Origin of the sequence: Pseudomonas sp. B2021 (assembly GCF_018135665.1) — a bacterium.
Classification (GTDB): Bacteria; Pseudomonadota; Gammaproteobacteria; order Pseudomonadales; family Pseudomonadaceae; genus Aquipseudomonas; species Aquipseudomonas lactis.
Map to the genome: position 1 here is coordinate 5,089,579 of NZ_SMOF01000001.1, position 16,113 is coordinate 5,105,691.

At 58.2% G+C, this 16,113-nt stretch carries 17 protein-coding genes; 7 read left to right on the top strand and 10 right to left on the bottom strand.

The annotated features are described in order from the left end of the window. Positions 1-94 precede the first annotated feature (94 nt). The 5 genes from E1K68_RS22920 to E1K68_RS22940 all read left to right on the top strand — a co-directional run bounded on the left by E1K68_RS22920 (position 95) and on the right by E1K68_RS22940 (position 3,939). A complete protein-coding gene (locus tag E1K68_RS22920) occupies positions 95-1,108 on the top strand; it encodes a sensor domain-containing diguanylate cyclase (RefSeq protein WP_212614694.1) in 1,014 nt (337 codons plus the stop codon). 110 nt (positions 1,109-1,218) lie between these two features. Further along, complete coding sequence (locus tag E1K68_RS22925) at positions 1,219-2,472, top strand: aspartate aminotransferase family protein (RefSeq protein ID WP_003194038.1); 1,254 nt, start codon at positions 1,219-1,221, stop codon at positions 2,470-2,472. Positions 2,473-2,616: 144 nt separating this feature from the next. Beyond that, entirely contained in the window at positions 2,617-2,871 is a 255-nt protein-coding gene (locus E1K68_RS22930; RefSeq protein ID WP_003194039.1) for a type II toxin-antitoxin system prevent-host-death family antitoxin, read from the top strand. Continuing rightward, positions 2,868-3,122 (top strand): Txe/YoeB family addiction module toxin, encoded by a 255-nt coding sequence (locus tag E1K68_RS22935; RefSeq protein WP_057710526.1) that lies wholly within the window; start codon positions 2,868-2,870, stop codon positions 3,120-3,122. The genes E1K68_RS22930 and E1K68_RS22935 overlap by 4 nt, the downstream gene beginning before the upstream one ends. A gap of 100 nt (positions 3,123-3,222) precedes the next feature. Then, on the top strand, positions 3,223-3,939 hold the full coding sequence (locus E1K68_RS22940) for a hypothetical protein (RefSeq protein ID WP_003194043.1): 717 nt from the start codon (positions 3,223-3,225) through the stop codon (positions 3,937-3,939). Between the two features lie 49 nt (positions 3,940-3,988). On the opposite strand, the gene E1K68_RS22945 is transcribed toward E1K68_RS22940, so the two are convergent. The 3 genes from E1K68_RS22945 to E1K68_RS22955 form a co-directional block, all read right to left on the bottom strand. Beyond that, complete coding sequence (locus E1K68_RS22945; RefSeq protein WP_003194044.1) at positions 3,989-5,188, bottom strand: MFS transporter; 1,200 nt, start codon at positions 5,186-5,188, stop codon at positions 3,989-3,991. 175 nt (positions 5,189-5,363) lie between these two features. After that, a complete protein-coding gene (locus tag E1K68_RS22950) occupies positions 5,364-6,035 on the bottom strand; it encodes a LuxR C-terminal-related transcriptional regulator (RefSeq protein WP_186354260.1) in 672 nt (223 codons plus the stop codon). Positions 6,036-6,156: 121 nt separating this feature from the next. Further along, entirely contained in the window at positions 6,157-7,239 is a 1,083-nt protein-coding gene (locus E1K68_RS22955) for a pyridoxal phosphate-dependent aminotransferase (RefSeq protein ID WP_003194046.1), read from the bottom strand. A gap of 212 nt (positions 7,240-7,451) precedes the next feature. On the opposite strand from E1K68_RS22955, the gene E1K68_RS22960 reads away from it, so the two are divergent. Both E1K68_RS22960 and E1K68_RS22965 read left to right on the top strand, forming a co-directional pair. Next, positions 7,452-8,057: a helix-turn-helix transcriptional regulator gene (locus tag E1K68_RS22960; RefSeq protein ID WP_003194047.1), complete on the top strand. Its 606-nt coding sequence runs from the start codon at positions 7,452-7,454 to the stop codon at positions 8,055-8,057. After that, a complete protein-coding gene (locus E1K68_RS22965) occupies positions 8,044-8,907 on the top strand; it encodes a queuosine precursor transporter (protein ID WP_003194048.1) in 864 nt (287 codons plus the stop codon). Before E1K68_RS22960 ends, E1K68_RS22965 begins: the two co-directional genes overlap by 14 nt. Positions 8,908-9,014: 107 nt before the next feature. Here E1K68_RS22965 and queC read toward each other — a convergent pair whose 3' ends face one another. The 7 genes from queC to E1K68_RS23000 all read right to left on the bottom strand — a co-directional run bounded on the left by queC (position 9,015) and on the right by E1K68_RS23000 (position 15,976). Beyond that, on the bottom strand, positions 9,015-9,713 hold the full coding sequence (gene queC, locus E1K68_RS22970) for a 7-cyano-7-deazaguanine synthase QueC (protein WP_044268318.1): 699 nt from the start codon (positions 9,711-9,713) through the stop codon (positions 9,015-9,017). 134 nt (positions 9,714-9,847) lie between these two features. Beyond that, positions 9,848-10,735 (bottom strand): heme o synthase, encoded by an 888-nt coding sequence (gene cyoE / locus E1K68_RS22975; protein WP_003194050.1) that lies wholly within the window; start codon positions 10,733-10,735, stop codon positions 9,848-9,850. Positions 10,736-10,746: 11 nt separating this feature from the next. Further along, positions 10,747-11,082 carry a cytochrome o ubiquinol oxidase subunit IV gene (cyoD, locus tag E1K68_RS22980; RefSeq protein ID WP_003194051.1) on the bottom strand — a complete coding sequence of 112 codons (336 nt, stop codon included), beginning with the start codon at positions 11,080-11,082 and terminating at the stop codon, positions 10,747-10,749. Continuing rightward, a complete protein-coding gene (locus tag E1K68_RS22985) occupies positions 11,082-11,708 on the bottom strand; it encodes a cytochrome o ubiquinol oxidase subunit III (protein ID WP_003194052.1) in 627 nt (208 codons plus the stop codon). Before E1K68_RS22985 ends, cyoD begins: the two co-directional genes overlap by 1 nt. Positions 11,709-11,711: 3 nt before the next feature. Beyond that, positions 11,712-13,730: a cytochrome o ubiquinol oxidase subunit I gene (cyoB, locus tag E1K68_RS22990; protein ID WP_003194053.1), complete on the bottom strand. Its 2,019-nt coding sequence runs from the start codon at positions 13,728-13,730 to the stop codon at positions 11,712-11,714. Between the two features lie 3 nt (positions 13,731-13,733). Next, on the bottom strand, positions 13,734-14,675 hold the full coding sequence (gene cyoA / locus E1K68_RS22995) for a ubiquinol oxidase subunit II (RefSeq protein WP_003194054.1): 942 nt from the start codon (positions 14,673-14,675) through the stop codon (positions 13,734-13,736). 794 nt (positions 14,676-15,469) lie between these two features. Further along, complete coding sequence (locus tag E1K68_RS23000) at positions 15,470-15,976, bottom strand: disulfide bond formation protein B (protein WP_003194055.1); 507 nt, start codon at positions 15,974-15,976, stop codon at positions 15,470-15,472. Between the last annotated feature and the right edge of the window lie 137 nt (positions 15,977-16,113).

A 16,113-nucleotide genomic window follows, 5' to 3' on the forward strand; every position in this document is an offset into this window, starting at 1 on the left:
AAGCGCGCAAGCGCCGATGTACAGTAGCGCCAGCCACGGAGTATCGGCGTCAACCATGACTGGCCTTGGGCGCCAGCCCCCGCAGGAAGCGCAGATGGACGATACATCCGGCAAAGAACCGCTACGCAATGAGGTGTCCGACCTTAACGTCGACCTGTTGCACGCCATCATGGAACTGGTCAGTGATGGCATCTGGGACTGGAACGCCAATACCGGCTTCGTCTACCGCAATCCCGGCTGGTACGAAATGCTTGGCTACTCCCACCACTCCCTGGAAAACAGCGTGTTCACTTGGGAGAACGTGATCCACCCCGAGGATTACCCCCGCGTGATGGCGGTGTTTGATGACTACATCTGCCAACGCGCCGCTCATTACCGGGCCGAATACCGTTGCCGAAAAGAAGACGGTACGTACCTCTGGATCGAGGACCGTGGCTACGTCATTGCCCGTAACCCCGACGGTTCAGTGGCGCGCATGGTCGGCGCACACCGCGATATTCATACGCGCAAATGCTCCATCGAACAGTTGCAAAAACGCAACCAGTCTCTGGAAGCGCTGGTCGCAGAGCGCACCCTTGAGTTGTCGCGCGTCAACCAGCAACTGCAATTGCAGCTGGACGAAAACCGCTCCCTGGCCGAGCGCGACGCCCTGACGCGCATCGCCAACCGGTACCGCCTGGAAAAAGTGCTGCTGGAGGAATGCGACCGCGCCGAGCGCTTCCGCCTGCCCCTGGCACTGGTGGCCATGGATGTCGATGACTTCAAGCCCATCAATGACCAATACGGCCACGGCGTCGGCGACCAGACGCTGATACGGGTAGTGGAACACCTGGAAGCCTGCGTACGTAAAAGCGACTTGCTCGCGCGCTGGGGCGGCGATGAATTTATGGTGGTGCTGCCCAAAAGCAACTTGGACACGGCCAAAGAGCTGGCCGAAAGGATTCGCCATAAAATCAAGGCGGCGGCCCCCTTGGGCGCGTTGAACGTTACCCTGAGCCTGAGCGTAGTAGAGCGGCGCATGGGGGAATCTCCGGCGGCGCTGATGGCGCGGGCCGATCAAGCCTTGTATCGGTCCAAGGCGGCGGGCAAGGATGGGGTGTCGGAATAGACCGCAGCTCCTTCCAAGGTGGAATGACCCGGCAACTTTATTTCGTTTGCGGCAAGGCCAGGCGCGCGGCTTAGATAGCGCTGCGCCCACCACTGCCGAGTCCAAGAGTCATGAGCCACGCTAGCATCAGCCAGTCGATTTCAATCGTTCACCCCATCAGCCTGAGCCACGGTAAAAACGCAGAAGTCTGGGACACGGCGGGTAAACGTTATATCGACTTTGTCGGCGGTATCGGCGTACTCAACCTGGGCCATTGCCACCCGGCCGTGGTGGCGGCCATATGCGAGCAAGCCACCCGGCTCACCCATTACGCGTTCAACGCCGCACCGCATACGCCCTACATCGAGTTGATGCAACGTCTCAGCGCTTTTATCCCGGTGGAATACCCGGTCAGCGGCATGCTCACCAACAGCGGCGCCGAGGCGGCCGAAAACGCCCTGAAGATCGCCCGTGGTGCCACCGGGCGCACGGCGGTGATCGCCTTTGACGGCGCTTTCCACGGGCGCACTCTGGCGACCCTCAACCTCAACGGCAAGGTCGCGCCCTACAAGCAGAAGGTCGGTGTACTGCCCGGCCCTGTGTATCACCTGCCCTACCCCAGTACCGATAACGGCGTGACCTGCGCCGAAGCGCTGAAGGCTATGGAGCGTCTGTTCAGCGTTGAAATCGACGTAAACGACGTGGCGTGCTTCATCATCGAGCCGGTGCAGGGCGAAGGCGGTTTTCTCGCCCTGGACACTGAGTTCGCCCAGGCGCTGCGGCGCTTCTGCGACCAGCACAACATCCTGCTGATCATTGATGAAATCCAGTCGGGTTTTGGGCGCACCGGCCAGCGTTTCGCCTTCTCGCGCCTGGGCATCGAGCCGGACCTGCTGCTGCTCGGCAAAAGCATCGCCGGCGGCATGCCATTGGGGGCGGTGGTCGGGCGCAAGGCGCTGATGGACAACCTGCCTAAAGGTGGGCTGGGCGGTACGTACTCGGGCAACCCCATCGCCTGTGCCGCGGCGCTAGCGACCCTTGAGGTGATGAGCGACGAACATCTGCACGCGTGGGGCGCCGCGCAGGAAGCCGCGATTGTGGGCCGCTATCAAGCCTGGCGCGCACAGCAACTGTCGCCCTACCTGGGCCGCCTCACCGGTGTCGGCGCCATGCGAGGCATTGAACTGGCCCATGCCGACGGCACACCCGCCCCCAAGCAACTGGCGCAACTGCTGGAGCTGGCGCGAGAGGCCGGCTTGCTGCTGATGCCCAGCGGCAAGTCGCGGCACATTGTGCGCTTGCTGGCACCGCTGACCATTGAACCCGCGGTGTTGGAGGAAGGCCTGGATATTCTCCAGGCGTGTCTCGAAGAACTGGACGAGTAAAATGTATCAACAGGTTTGACGCTGCTCCACTCAGTCGTTGAGCTTGTTCGTGAAGTCCGGGCGAGGTGGATGACCGTTGATAAGATTCCCGTTGTGGATATGTACGTATTTCTGTACGTTAAACCCACCCAACAAGGAGTTCCCATGGAAACTATCAACTACACCAATGCCCGAGCCCATCTGTCCGAAACGATGGACCGCGTCAACGATGATCACGTCCCACTTCTACTGACTCGACAAAAAGGCGAGCCCGTGGTGATGATCTCGTTATCAGAGTTCAATGCTCTGGAAGAGACGGCTTACCTGCTGCGCTCACCTAAAAATGCCGAACGTCTCATTAACTCAGTCAACAGCTTACGAGCAGGCAAAGCCAAGCCAAGGCGGTTGATTGAAGAATGAACATACTCTTTACCCCTGAAGGCTGGGACGACTACCTCTGGTTTCAACAGAACGACAAAGCCGGGCTCAAGCGCATCAACCTCTTGATCAAGGCCATACAGAGAGCCCCCTTCGACGGCGTGGGAAAGCCTGAACCTCTCAAACATAATCTGAGTGGTTTCTGGTCTCGGCGAATCACCGCGGAGCATCGTCTGGTTTATGGCATCGAGGATGATGAAGTACAAATATTGATGTGCCGCTACCACTACTGAAATTGTTCTGACGCCCGAGCCAACCTTGACCTGATCCCCCCACCCGCTGAAAATGCCCGACGTTTTTTTGTCTCTCCGCATACTACGCAGTGAAATTTTAATGCCTGATTCCTACACCGAAAAATCCGCCGAAGAATCCGTAGTCGCCCTGCACGCCAAAGCCGAATACGAAAACGCCATCAATCTTTCACAGCATGTGCCGGCCGCCAAGATCATCAGCGAGATGGTGCTGGACGCGTTTCACACCTCCAAGGAAAGCGACCAGATCCGCGAGCTGCGCGTTGCCATCCGCCAGGCCCACGATGCCTTCGATGATGACAAAGCCTATGAGCTGATGGGCCAGCTCAAGCAATTGAAAGACGCCGAAGCCGCAGACAACGCCGCCCTGGAACACCTGAGCAGCCAGTTCTCGATCAGCCGCATCTTATCCAGTTTCAAGGACGACCCAGAGTTTCAGGAACTGGTCTACGGCCTGGCCCTCAAGGTGCTTAACCAGTCGCACCAGGCCATCAGCAACCCGAGCGCCGGCAAGGGCAAAGCTGCACGCGCCAAGAAAGACAACGAAGTGTTTGTGATCAGCAAAGATGGCATCAGCGTCACCCTGCCGCTGCGCACCCCGCGCTCCAAGCTCAATGTGGACCGCGAGGCGCTGGAATTCCTGGGCTTCACCTTTGTGGGCGAAGGCAGCGAGGCGGAGCTTGCGAGCGAAACCTTCATCGACAACAGCGGTGCCGAGCAGCCGGTCACGCGCAAGAGCATCGTGACCGCGCTGCAACAGCAAAGCGCCTTTGACGGCTACGCCATCGCCGCCCAGTAAGTAGCTGACGCAACCCGGCGCGCGTGCAAGGCGCAGCGCCGGTTGCCGTCTACGCCGATTTGTTCCACAACATCGCCGAGCTTTTCATCATCCCCACGGCGATGGCCAACAGCACCAACACGCAGCCTGTCAGCAGCCACGGTGACGGCAAGGTGGGCCGGGCCAGTAACATGAACGCCAACGATGGCGCGATCATCACGCCGATGTTGACGCCTGCCGAGTAGTAGCCAAGGTTGCGGCCCACGCTGTCGTGGCTGGAAATGCTGCTGACATAGTGGGTGATCGCGGGGAACACAATCATCTCGCCCAGGCTCCACAACACCGTAGCAAGCATCAACAGCGCGCCGACCTGACCAAAGCCCATCAAGAAGAAACCGCTGCCTGCCAGCAAGAAGCCGATGATCAGCGAGCGGCTGCTCGACAAGTGCGCCATGCGCAGGTTGATCGGCACTTCAAACACAATCACCAGCAAAGCATTGATAAAGAAAATGATGCCCACGTAATAGGCCGGCAATTGGGTGTAGTTGATGATGTACGCCGACAGAAAAGTCGGCGGCAGTGCGTATGCCACGTGCACCGGCAGCGCCGCCAACAGGATCACCAGCAGTCGCGAACGCTCATGAGCCGCCACCTCGGGCAAGCCCTCGCCCTTGCCAGCGAAGGGCGCGTCTTGGGTGGCTGGCCGGGGCCGTCCGAACCGCAGGCATGCGGCGAAGGCCAGCAAGGACAACACGGCATTGATGTAGAACACCGCGTCGGCATTGCGCAGAAAGATCAAGCTACCCAGCAACGGCCCGATGGCCATGCCTATGTTGATCGCCAGCCGGTTGCAGGAAAACGCCACCTTGCGCGACTCAAGGCTGCTGTGAGCCACCGTCTCGGAGAACGCGGCCGGTGTGAAGGCTTCGTAACAAGCGCCCCAGAGAAACGACAACAGGAACAGCGCGAGCAGGTTTTCCACCGAGGGAATGACCAGCAGCAACACCGCGTTGAACACCAACGAACCGAGGATGACCCGGTTGGCCGAAAACCGCTTGATCACGGCGCCGATGACCAGGTCGGTACACAGGGCGCCCGCGCCGTACACGCCGACCAACAGGCCAGCCGTGCCCGCCGATATCGCGTGTTGATGAATCAGGTACGCCGCGTAGAAAGGAAACGCCAGAGTGCCCATGCGGAACACCAGCGTGATCATGAACAGTGCTTGCAACCGCGCATTAAGGCCGCGCAAGGCGTGAAAAGTGCCCATCAGCGCAACACGCTGGCACAGGCGTGGAGCAAAGCTACAGAGCGGCTCATCCGGATGTCCTTTCTCAATGGCGGCGCCGGTGTGTCCGGCGCCAAACTCCATAGCTGGGCAACCTAATGCAGCACTGTGCGGCGAACAAGCTACCCATTTGGACAGGTAGGCGGTGATTGCGGCCTCAGGCCGGGTGACGGATATAGCCCAATTGCAGGGCCTTGCCGATGGCTGACTTGCCGTTGGTGACCTGCAATTTGCCGAAGATATTCTTCATATGAAACTTGACCGTATGGGAGGTCATCGAGGTCAGGAGCGCCACTTCGTTGTAGGTCTTGCCCAGGCTCACCCAGGACAATACTTCGGTTTCCCGTGGGGTCAGCACCGTCTGTTGCGCGACCGGCGCGGCGTGCTCTTCCAGGGCCTCGTCGTACATCGAGACCAACAGCATCTGCAGTTCACTTTGATGGGCCAGCACGGTCTCGCGAAATTGCTGGTCCTCGCCGAAGCTGCACAGATTGAGCACCGAGTAGAAACCGCGATTGCCATGCACGATAAAACTGGCGCCCTCGCCAACGGGTTTGTAGGGGCCCGGCACCGGCACCGCCTCATCGGCCACGGCCAGCAGGTGTTCATCACTCCAGAAAAACGGTTTGATCCGGGTGCGGGTCAATGAAACCAGCTCGCCACGCCGGTAGAAATCGTCGGCCGTGTCGGAAGGCTCCATGGCTTCTGGGTAATTGGACACAATCTGCGCTTGGTCCATCGACGGCCCACACTGGTAGACCTCAAAGTGCCCCAGGCCACGGCGGCTCAGCTCGGCATCGAGCAAGCGGCGCATATCCTCGGGCAGCATGGGCGATTTCTTATCGGGTTGGCCATTAGGTCGCACGGGTATCTTCCTTGAGCATTCGACCCGGTCGAGCATGAAGCATGCCTGGCTTGTCTGTCCAGGCAGCGGATGACAAACACAGGGGCTAGACTTGCGCCGCGAACGCCTCGCGAAAGCGCTGCATCTCCTGCGGGTTGCCCACGGTCACCCGTACCCACTGCGGCCAGTCCTTCCATACCCGCCCCACCAGCACATTCTGTGCTGCCAGCCGCTCGATCACCCGCTCTGCCGGGCGCTTCACGTCGATCATGAAGCAATTGCTGTGGGAAGCGGTGCAGGTAAAGCCCCGGCCCTTGAGCCAGGCGATCGTCTCATCGCGCAACCTGGCATTTCGCGCTTTGCGTTGGCCCACCAGCTGCGAATCTTCCAGGCTGGCACGGGCGGCCAGCAAGCTGGCGCCGGCCGGGACGTTGTCGCCACCGAACACCGCCAACCGCTCCAGCAGCGCCGGGTGGCCGATTGCCAGGCCCAGGCGCGCACCGGCCATGCCGTAGATCTTGGAGAACGTGCGCAGCACCAGCAGGTCGTCATGGTCGTTGACCCAGCTCACGCAACTGGGGGCGTCACAGAAGTCGATATAAGCCTCGTCCACTACCAGCACGCTGCCCTTGGGTTTGTGCGCCAGGGCCTGGCGGATGGCCTCGGTCGAGGTGAGCGTACCGGTCGGGTTGTTGGGGTTGCACAGGTACAGCATGCCGGCCTGTGGGTCCGCCGCGAGCATGGCAGGCACATCGTGGGCATGCTGGGCGTCGAGGTTCACTTCTTGCACCGGCGCCTTGATCGACTCGGCCGCCTGGCGCGGTACTTCGTAGGACGGCGTGGCCATCACCAGGCCGCGGGTCTGGCTGGTGAACGCCAGCACCGCGTAGCGCAGGGCGGCCATCGAGCCGGCAAACACTCCGACGTTGTCTTCGGCTATGCCCTGTTGTTGGGCGAACAGCGCGGCCAATGCATACATGTCCGGGTAAGGGTAACGCCCGGAGGCTGCAATCGCACGCTGCATCGCCTGGCGAGCCGCGTCTGAAGGGCCGTAGGGGCTTTCGTTGTAATTGAGCAGCACCTTGTCAGATTTCGTCGGCGCCGGGCTGGCGAGGGCCCAATTGAGCTGCCCCATCACAGGCAGGGCCGCGCCCAGGGCGAGAAGGGATCGACGACTGACACGCACCATGATGGCTACTCCTTGTAGAGGCGCGAGGGATTCGCGCGGGCCGTTCAGAAGAGTATGACGAGAAAGCCGTTGCCTGATTTACCACCAAGGCGTATCCCTGCACTCAGTACTTTATTGTTATAGCGGGCGCATGCAACACTTTCACTGCCGCCAAACCCGCAACATTGGGTTCTGCCGGCATGGACTGATGACTAAATGGAAGTGGTGAGCACTTGATACACAGACGGGAAAAAACCGAGCACTTGAAGAGCAACATCAAGTACTTGATCAAGAGTCGTGGCGAAACCCAGCTTTCGTTAAGCAGTGCTGCCGGCCTGACCAGGACCACCATCTACAACATCCTGGAAGGCAAGGTCGTTAACGTACAGCAGTCGACGATTCGCAAGATCTCGGACTTCTTTGGCGTCTCCTACGAAGAAATCGAGACCATCAGTTTTGAGGCCAAGGAAGTCATCGAGAGCAATGTTTCCCCGCTGGGTAACAAGAACCCGGCAGCAGTACCTGTGCTCAAGGAAAGCCTGCTCATGCAGAACCTGGGCAAGCGCATCGGTGAACTGGCCACGCTGCACCCGCTGACGTACTACTTCGGCAGCGCCTGCAATTTGATCGGCGTGCGCCTTGAGCACGGAATTCCGGGCCTCAATGAACCGGGGGACTTGCTGATCGTGCAGAAAGGCTCGTCGAGCGACGATAAAGAAAAGCTGGTGTACGACCGCGCCACCAAGAAGCTGTTCATCACCCTCGAACCCTGTGGGAACTCAGAGCGTTTGTGTGTCATCGGCGACATCCTTGAGGAGCGCTTCAATGACAACGTCTGAGGGCGCCGTTGAAAACAGCAAATACAAGTTGCTGGGCTTTGAAAACGACAAGCGCCTGGCGGTGATCATGGTGATCGCCACGGGCAAGGTCCTCAAGATCAAGCTGAGTGAAGTGCTCAGCAGTGAAATGATGGACAACTTCAACAAGATGGAAATCAAGAACCTGTACAAGAAGTTCTATTCCCAAGGCGGAGCACTGACCGCTTACGAGATAAACGACCGCAATGAAAACTCCTGGATGATCTACATCATCCTGAACTTGCTGCTGTTCACCTTCTATATCTTCACCAGCATTGCCGCGACCAAGCCGATTTACCTGGAGTCGTTGGGCATCATCGTCACGCCGGGCACGTTCCTGTACCCGCTGACCTTTTTGATCGTGGACTTGCTCAACGAGAATTTCGGCTTGCGCCTGGCCAGGCGGGCCATTCTGTTTGCATTTGCCAGCAACGCGATGATTATCATCCTGCTGTATGGCTCGACGTTCCTGCCGGGGCTGCCGGGCTGGAAGCTGGATGGGCCTTATACCGACGTGATCCTGCAAGTGTCGTCGGTGCTGGTGGCCTCTTCGGTGTCGTTTCTGGTGTCGGAGAATATAAACTCCTACCTGCTGTGCAAGATCAAGGAGCTGACTAACTCCAGGTACCTGTACTTGCGGATATTCCTCAGTACGTTCTTCGCGGTGATTATCGACAGCTTCCTGTTCTGCTTCATTGCCTTCTACGGCGCGATGCAGACCAGCGATATCCTCAGCATGATTTACGTGCAAATCGCGATCAAAGTCGGCTTTGCGTTCTTCAACATCCTGCCTGCCTATGGCGCACGCTCATTGTTCAAACGCTATCAATAATCCTGTAGGAGCGAGCTTGCTCGCGAAGAACGTCAACGATCACGCAGCGCATCTGGTGGAACGCGGCGCTCTCAGGTTTTTCGCGAGCAAGCTCGCTCCTACAAGGGTTATTTGAGTTGCAACTTGTGCTTGAGGCTCTGCATGACAGGTGTCTTGTTCTGCAGGTAGTCATTCAAGCCCCGAGCGCGCAGGTTGCACGCATCACACTCACCGCAGCCGGTACCGATGATGCCGTTGTAGCAGGTCAGCGTCTGCTCGCGCACCAGCTCCAGTTGGCCGTGGTAATCGGCCAGGGCCCAGGTCTCGGCCTTGTTCAGCCACATCAACGGCGTGTCCAGGCGCACGTCGTATTCCATGCCCAGCTTGAGGGCCTGGTTCAGCGCTTTGACAAACTCATCCCGGCAATCGGGGTAGCCAGAGAAGTCGGTTTCGCACACGCCGGTGATGACGGTCTCGGCCTTGACTTGGTAGGCGTAGATCGCAGCCAGGGTCAGGAACAGGATGTTGCGCCCCGGCACAAAGGTGCTCGGCAGGCTTTCACCCGAGCTGTTCACGGTCGGCACCGGAATGTTGTCACGGGTAAGGCTGCTGATTGCCAGCTCATTGAGCAGGGACACATCCATCACTTTGTGCACAGTGGCACCCAACTGCTTGGCCAATTTCTGGGCCACTTCGATTTCTGCCACATGGCGCTGGCCGTAATCAAAGGTAATGCAGTGCACTTCGTCATACAGCGGCAGGGCCTGGATCAGGCAGGTGGTCGAATCCTGCCCGCCACTGAAGACCATTACGGCTTTTTTACTCATTGCATTGCTTCCTGCATTTGTAGAATTGGGAGGTAGGAGCGCGCTCGCTCGCGAAAAACGTCAACGATAACGCAGCGCTCAATAAAAAACCCCGCGCGACTTTCGAAGGCGGGGCTTTTTTACTGCAAGACCACTCAGTGAGCGTAGGTCAGCAACAGCTCTTTCGGCACTTGGAAATCCAGGGACATCATCACGCTGAGCGCGGTGATGGTGAAGATCGAGAACACGAACAGCTTGCGCGCCCAGACGGTGTCATCCACCGCCTTGTAGCCGGTCCAGGCCATGTACAACCAGTACATGCCCATGGCGGCGGCGACGGCGAGGTAGCTCATGCCGGCGTAGCCACTGAAGGTCAACATCAAGGTCGCCACGAGGAAGGCCAGGATGTAGAGCAGGATGTGTTTCTTGGCCACCTGGATGCCACGCTTGACCGGCAATACCGGAATCGACGCAGCCAGGTAGTCATTGAAGCGGAAAATCGCGATGGCGTAGGAGTGCGGCATCTGCCACAGGCTGAACATCACCAGCAGCGTCAGCGCGGCCATGTCGAAGCTATTGGTCACAGCCACATAACCAATCACCGGCGGCATCGCCCCCGACAGACTGCCCACCAGCGTGCCGTGAACCGACTTGCGCTTGAGGTACAGGCTGTAGAGACCGACGTAGATGACAAAACCGATCACGGCAAACAGCGCCGCCAACGGGTTGGCCACCTTGTACAACAGGGCCACACCGGCAACACCCAGGACGGTCGCATAGATCAGTGCCAGCTTCAGGGAGATGAGGCCCTGGACCAGCACGCGATTCTTGGTGCGCTCCATCTTGATGTCGATGTCACGGTCGATGCAGTTGTTGAATACGCAACCGGAAGCAACCACCAGGGACGTACCGATCATTGCCGCCAGGAAGATGGCCAGATCGACATGTCCCTTGGAGGCCAGGAAGAAACCGCCCGCCACAGAAAGCACGTTACCGAAAATGATCCCCGGTTTGGTGATTTGGATAAAGTGCTTAAGCGACATCGGGTCTTACCTCACTTCGCCATCATGTAGGTGTGGATGCTGAACATGATCCACAGCGACAGACCAACCAGCAGAACGATCACCAGGCCTGCGAACACAAACGCGATCACGTTCTCGCGCTGCTCTTTGGAGCGGTCCAGGTGCAGGAAGTACACCAGGTGAACCAGAACCTGAATCACCGCGAACGCCAGGACGATCATCAAGGTGATCGACTTCGGCAAGGTTGGGTACATCACCAGGCCGAATGGGATCAGGGTCAGGATGACCGACAGGATGAAGCCGATGGCATAAGACTTTACGCTGCCGTGGCTCGAATCGTGGCTGTCATGGGAGTGTGCATTAGCCATTACAGAGTCCCCATCAAGTAAACGACGGTGAATACGCAGATCCAGACCACGTCCAGGAAGTGCCAGAACAGGCTCAGGCAGCTCAGGCGGGTCTTGTTGGTGTTGGTCAGGCCGTGCTTATTGACCTGATACATCATCACCGCCATCCACAGCAGGCCAGCGGATACGTGCAGACCGTGGGTGCCGACCAGCGTGAAGAACGCCGACAGGAAACCGGAACGGTGCGGGCCGTAGCCTTCGGAGATCAGCAGGTGGAACTCGTTGATCTCCATGCCGATGAAGCCCAGGCCGAACAGGAAGGTCAGGCCCAGCCAGCTCAGTACGCCCTTCTTGTTGCCCTTGTAGAAGGCCAACATGGCGAAGCCGTAGGTGATCGAACTGAACAACAGCAAGGCGGTTTCGCCGAGCACGTAAGGCAGTTCGAAGATGTCGTGGCCCGACGGGCCACCCGCTACGTTGTTTACCAGTACCGCGTACACCGCGAAGATCGACGCAAACAAGATGCAGTCGGTCATCAGGTAGAGCCAGAAACCGTAGACGGTTATCGGCCCCGAGTCGTGGTGGTGGTCATCGTGCCCATGGTCATCGACATGGGCGTGTCCAGCATTGGTCACTAAGTTCGACATGGTTTAAGCCTGTTCCAACGAGGTTTCTACACGGTTGGCCGGGATCTTCTTCTCGGCTACCAGGCGAGCGTGCTGCTCGGCTTCGATGCGTTCGATCGTTTCGACCGGCACCATGTAGCCTTGATCATCACGGGCAGCGTGAATGATGAAGTAACCGATAGTGCCCACCAGGCTCGCGATTGCCAGCCACCAGATGTGCCAGATCATCGCGAAACCGAACACGGTCAACAGCGCACCCATCACCACGCCAGTGGCGGTGTTGTTTGGCATGTGGATCGGTTCGTAGTGCTTGGGCTTCTGGTACGCAGTACCGTCTTCCTTGGCTTCGGTGAACGCATCAATGGTGTTCGCAGTAGGGATCACGGCGAAGTTGTAGAACGGTGGTGGCGACGAAGTCGACCATTCCAGGGTGTGGCCGTTCCATGGGTCGCCGGATTCGCACATGTTCTGCTTGCGATCACGCACGCTGACGTACAGCTGGATCAGCTGGCAGGCGATACCCACAGCGATCATCACCGCACCGAACATGGCAACGTACAGGTACGGTACCCACTCAGGGTTGGTGGTGGCGTTCAGACGACGGGTCATGCCCATGAAGCCCAGTGCATAGAGCGGCATGAACGCGACGAAGAAGCCCGAGATCCAGAACCAGAACGCAGCCTTGCCCCAGCCTTCGTGCAGCTTGAAGCCGAACGCTTTCGGGAAGTAGAAGCTGAAACCAGCGATGTAGCCGAATACCGCGCCACCGATGATCACGTTGTGGAAGTGGGCGATCACGAACAGGCTGTTGTGCAGCACGAAGTCAGCACCCGGGATGGCCAGCAGTACGCCGGTCATGCCGCCGATGGCGAAGGTCACCATGAAGCCCAGGGTCCACAGGACCTGGCTGGTCATGCGCAGACGACCGTGGTAGATGGTGAACAGCCAGTTGAATAGCTTCACCCCCGTCGGGATGGAAATCAGCATCGTCGCCAGGCCGAAGAAGGCGTTGACGCTGGCCCCCGAACCCATGGTGAAGAAGTGGTGCAGCCACACCATGAAGCCCAGTACGGAGATCGCGCCCGATGCGTAGACCATCGAGTGGTGACCGAACAGGCGCTTGCCGGTAAAGGTCGAGATCACTTCAGAGAAGATACCGAACGCTGGCAGGATCAGGATGTACACCTCAGGGTGACCCCATGCCCAGAACAGGTTCACGTACATCATTGGATTGCCACCAAGTTCATTGGTGAAAATGTGGAAATCCAGGTAACGGTCAAGCGACAGCAGCGCCATGGTAGCGGCCAGGATCGGGAACGAAGCCACGATCAGTACGTTTGCCCAGGTGCAGGTCCAAGTGAAGATCGGCATGTCCATCAGTTTCATGCCAGGGGCGCGCATTTTCAGGACGGTGGCCAGGAAGTTGACCCCCGTCAATGTCGTCCCGAGCCCTGATAACTGTAGCGCCCAGATGTAGTAGTCCACACCCACGCCCGGACTGTATTGCAGCCCCGACAATGGCGGATACGCAACCCAACCGGTCTTGGCGAATTCGCCGACGCCCAGGGAAACGTTGATCAGCACCACGCCGGACACCAGCAGCCAGAAGCTCAGGGAGTTCAGGAACGGGTAGGCAACGTCACGCGCACCAATCTGCAGCGGCAAGGCAAGGTTCATCAAGCCGGTGAAGAAAGGCATCGCCATGAAGATGATCATGATCACACCGTGGGCGGTGAAGATCTGGTCATAGTGTTCAGGTGGCAGGTAGCCAGGCGAACCCTCGGTGGCCATGGCCAACTGGGTACGCATCATGATGGCGTCGGCAAAACCACGCAGCAGCATGACCATGGCAACGATGACGTACATGACGCCGATTTTCTTGTGGTCGACCGAGGTCAACCACTCGGTCCACAGGTAGGACCACTTCTTGAAATAGGTGATACCCGCAACCAGCGCCAAACCACCCAGCGCGATCATGGCGATAGTCACCATTACGATCGGCTCGTGGAATGGGACCGCGTCCCAACTTAATTTACCAAACATCGTTTACTCCTCTGCCCCAGCAGTTGAATGCGCGCCCGTATCAGAACCTTCAACCACGGCCACTTCTTTCTTCTCGTGCTTGACCGGCTTGCCTGGCTTCATACCTTCGTACTTGTCGACGATTTTCTGAAACAGGTCCGGCTCATACGCGGAGTACAAGGCGACAGGGTTGTTCTGGCTCGGTTTGGTCAGAGCGTCGTATTCAGCTTGATCAAGCTGTTTAGGTGCGGCCTTGACTGCAGCTACCCAGGCGTCGAAATCTTCCTGGCTTGTCGAGATCGCTTTGAATTTCATGCCGGTGAAGCCAGCGCCGCTGTAGTTGGCGGAGATGCCTTCCATTTCAGCTTTCTGGTTGGCGATCAGGTGCAGGCGGGTCTGCATGCCTGCCATCGCGTAGATCTGGCCACCCAGTGCAGGGATGAAGAACGAGTTCATCACGGCGTCGGAGGTGATCCGGAAGTTAAGCGGGGTGTGCTCCGGGAAGCGGATCTCGTTGACAGTGGCGATACCCAGGTCCGGGTAGATGAACAGCCACTTCCAATCCAGCGCGACCACTTGGATGTTCACAGGCTTGACGTCGGACTCCAGCGGACGGTACGGGTCCAGCGCGTGGGTCGACTTATAGGTGATGTAACCCAGGGCGATGATGATGAGGATCGGAACCAGCCACACCGCGATCTCGATCTTGGTGGAGTGCGACCACTTCGGCGCGTAGGTCGCGCTGGTGTTGGACGCGCGGTATTTCCAGGCGAAGGCGAAGGTCATCACGATCACAGGCACCACAACCAGCAGCATCAGCAGGGTAGCGGTGATGATCAGGTTTCGTTCATCCAGACCGACCTGTCCTTTTGGGTCGAGCAAGGTCCACTTGCAGCCTCCCAGCATTAACATCATGCCAAGCAGCGGCAAAAAGCCTAGTAATCGGGGGTACCTGTTTTTACTCATCTCACGACCTCTAAAGCAGCTTGCGCAATGCAGTTGGGTTTTGATCGCCAACACTTCACCCTGCCAAGGGTTGGCATTTCTCTTCGATTGAATAAGAGCCTGCCCGACACGTCATGACTGTACGTTTCACGGACCTGCAGTGAGTTCTTATTCGATTTCGTGGCTAAAGGCCTTGTTACAGACCAATTCCATTTGGTGCGGATAGTTGAAAGGCTGCCGGAACCTGGGGTCGCATTGAGCCTTCCATCTGCTCCTCGACCGCTCCAATGCTCAAATATTGAACAGCACCGGACATTCAGTGCGGGCGATTGTAGTTAGCTAGCGATGTATAAACCATGTCTTATAAAGAAATAATTTTTATCGATTCCAGCAACAATCCTTCACCAAAGTTGCAAAGATTCGCGATCTTATCGTGTTCGATTCTCAACAAAAACCACAAAAATTGCCGTGTTATTGGGCACAGTGCCACTTCCCTTACGGCTTGTAAGGGCATGCGGATGCCGTCCAAGTCCCCATAAAACAAGGCATTCATAGAGGCAGCAGGGGTTGGGGCCGCACACAAATCGGGCCTCCGCACGAACCACGAACTGACAGCACAATTTGTGCGCCGGGTGCAAATTAAAGGGCCGATTTGGCGGGTCAGAAACGTCCTGCGACAGCGTCCGTGTGACAACATGTCGCACGCTGCGCGCACCTTCCGTTGCCCCTCGTCACGGTGCTTTCACAAATCCCTACAAACAAAAACGCTCCGGCCTTCATTCAGAAGGAACGGAGCGTTTGGCAGGCTCGGCGACTCAGGCTTTGGGGTGACGGTTGCGATAGATGCATAGGGGCACCAGGATCGCCGTCAGCACGAATGCCACCAGTGCCCATTGGGCCAGAGACAGGCCGAGAATCGGTGGGTAGGGGGTGCTGCAGAAGCCGTCGACCTGGAAGCCCAGGGGAAACACCTTGGCCAGGGGCAGGTCGTCGACGATCGGTTGCAGCACATCGATACCGCAGCTGACCTGGGGGAAGAACTGGGTGTACACGTGATGGCCGGCCGCAGCCACGCCACCCAAGGCGCTGAGCACCACCAACCCTTCAAAGAACGTCAGCGCGCCCTTGGTGCGCATGGCGGCGCCGATGAACGCGAAGAGCGCAATCAGCAGCAAGGCGTAGCGCTGCAGAATGCACAGCGGGCACGGTGCTTCGCCCAGCACCACTTGCATGTACAGCGCCCCGCCAATCAGCGCCAGGCAGATGATGCCCAGCAACACCAGAAAGCGCCGCTCCCTGCCTAAACGCATGTCGTCAATCATCCCCGTTTTTCCCTTTCTCTGATTATGGTTGTGCCTGATGGCAACAAGTTTACACACAGGCAGTGGTTAAAACAGAGAGGGGTTAACAGCGGATTAATCGTGGCAAATGTAGCGATTGTGCGGACGCCATCGCGGGG

Excerpts from the sequence above, each read along its gene's own strand:
- E1K68_RS22925 (WP_003194038.1), top strand. The coding sequence starts at position 1,219 with ATGAGCCACGCTAGCATCAGCCAGTCGATTTCAATCGTTCACCCCATC.
- E1K68_RS23000 (WP_003194055.1), bottom strand. The coding sequence starts at position 15,976 with ATGATTGACGACATGCGTTTAGGCAGGGAGCGGCGCTTTCTGGTGTTG.
- cyoE (WP_003194050.1), bottom strand. The coding sequence starts at position 10,735 with ATGTCGCTTAAGCACTTTATCCAAATCACCAAACCGGGGATCATTTTC.
- E1K68_RS22935 (WP_057710526.1), top strand. The coding sequence starts at position 2,868 with ATGAACATACTCTTTACCCCTGAAGGCTGGGACGACTACCTCTGGTTT.
- queC (WP_044268318.1), bottom strand. The coding sequence starts at position 9,713 with ATGAGTAAAAAAGCCGTAATGGTCTTCAGTGGCGGGCAGGATTCGACC.
- E1K68_RS22950 (WP_186354260.1), bottom strand. The coding sequence starts at position 6,035 with ATGCTGCCCGAGGATATGCGCCGCTTGCTCGATGCCGAGCTGAGCCGC.
- E1K68_RS22940 (WP_003194043.1), top strand. The coding sequence starts at position 3,223 with ATGCCTGATTCCTACACCGAAAAATCCGCCGAAGAATCCGTAGTCGCC.
- E1K68_RS22920 (WP_212614694.1), top strand. The coding sequence starts at position 95 with ATGGACGATACATCCGGCAAAGAACCGCTACGCAATGAGGTGTCCGAC.
- E1K68_RS22955 (WP_003194046.1), bottom strand. The coding sequence starts at position 7,239 with ATGGTGCGTGTCAGTCGTCGATCCCTTCTCGCCCTGGGCGCGGCCCTG.
- cyoD (WP_003194051.1), bottom strand. The coding sequence starts at position 11,082 with ATGGCTAATGCACACTCCCATGACAGCCACGATTCGAGCCACGGCAGC.
- cyoB (WP_003194053.1), bottom strand. The coding sequence starts at position 13,730 with ATGTTTGGTAAATTAAGTTGGGACGCGGTCCCATTCCACGAGCCGATC.
- E1K68_RS22930 (WP_003194039.1), top strand. The coding sequence starts at position 2,617 with ATGGAAACTATCAACTACACCAATGCCCGAGCCCATCTGTCCGAAACG.
- E1K68_RS22965 (WP_003194048.1), top strand. The coding sequence starts at position 8,044 with ATGACAACGTCTGAGGGCGCCGTTGAAAACAGCAAATACAAGTTGCTG.
- E1K68_RS22985 (WP_003194052.1), bottom strand. The coding sequence starts at position 11,708 with ATGTCGAACTTAGTGACCAATGCTGGACACGCCCATGTCGATGACCAT.
- E1K68_RS22945 (WP_003194044.1), bottom strand. The coding sequence starts at position 5,188 with ATGGGCACTTTTCACGCCTTGCGCGGCCTTAATGCGCGGTTGCAAGCA.
- cyoA (WP_003194054.1), bottom strand. The coding sequence starts at position 14,675 with ATGAGTAAAAACAGGTACCCCCGATTACTAGGCTTTTTGCCGCTGCTT.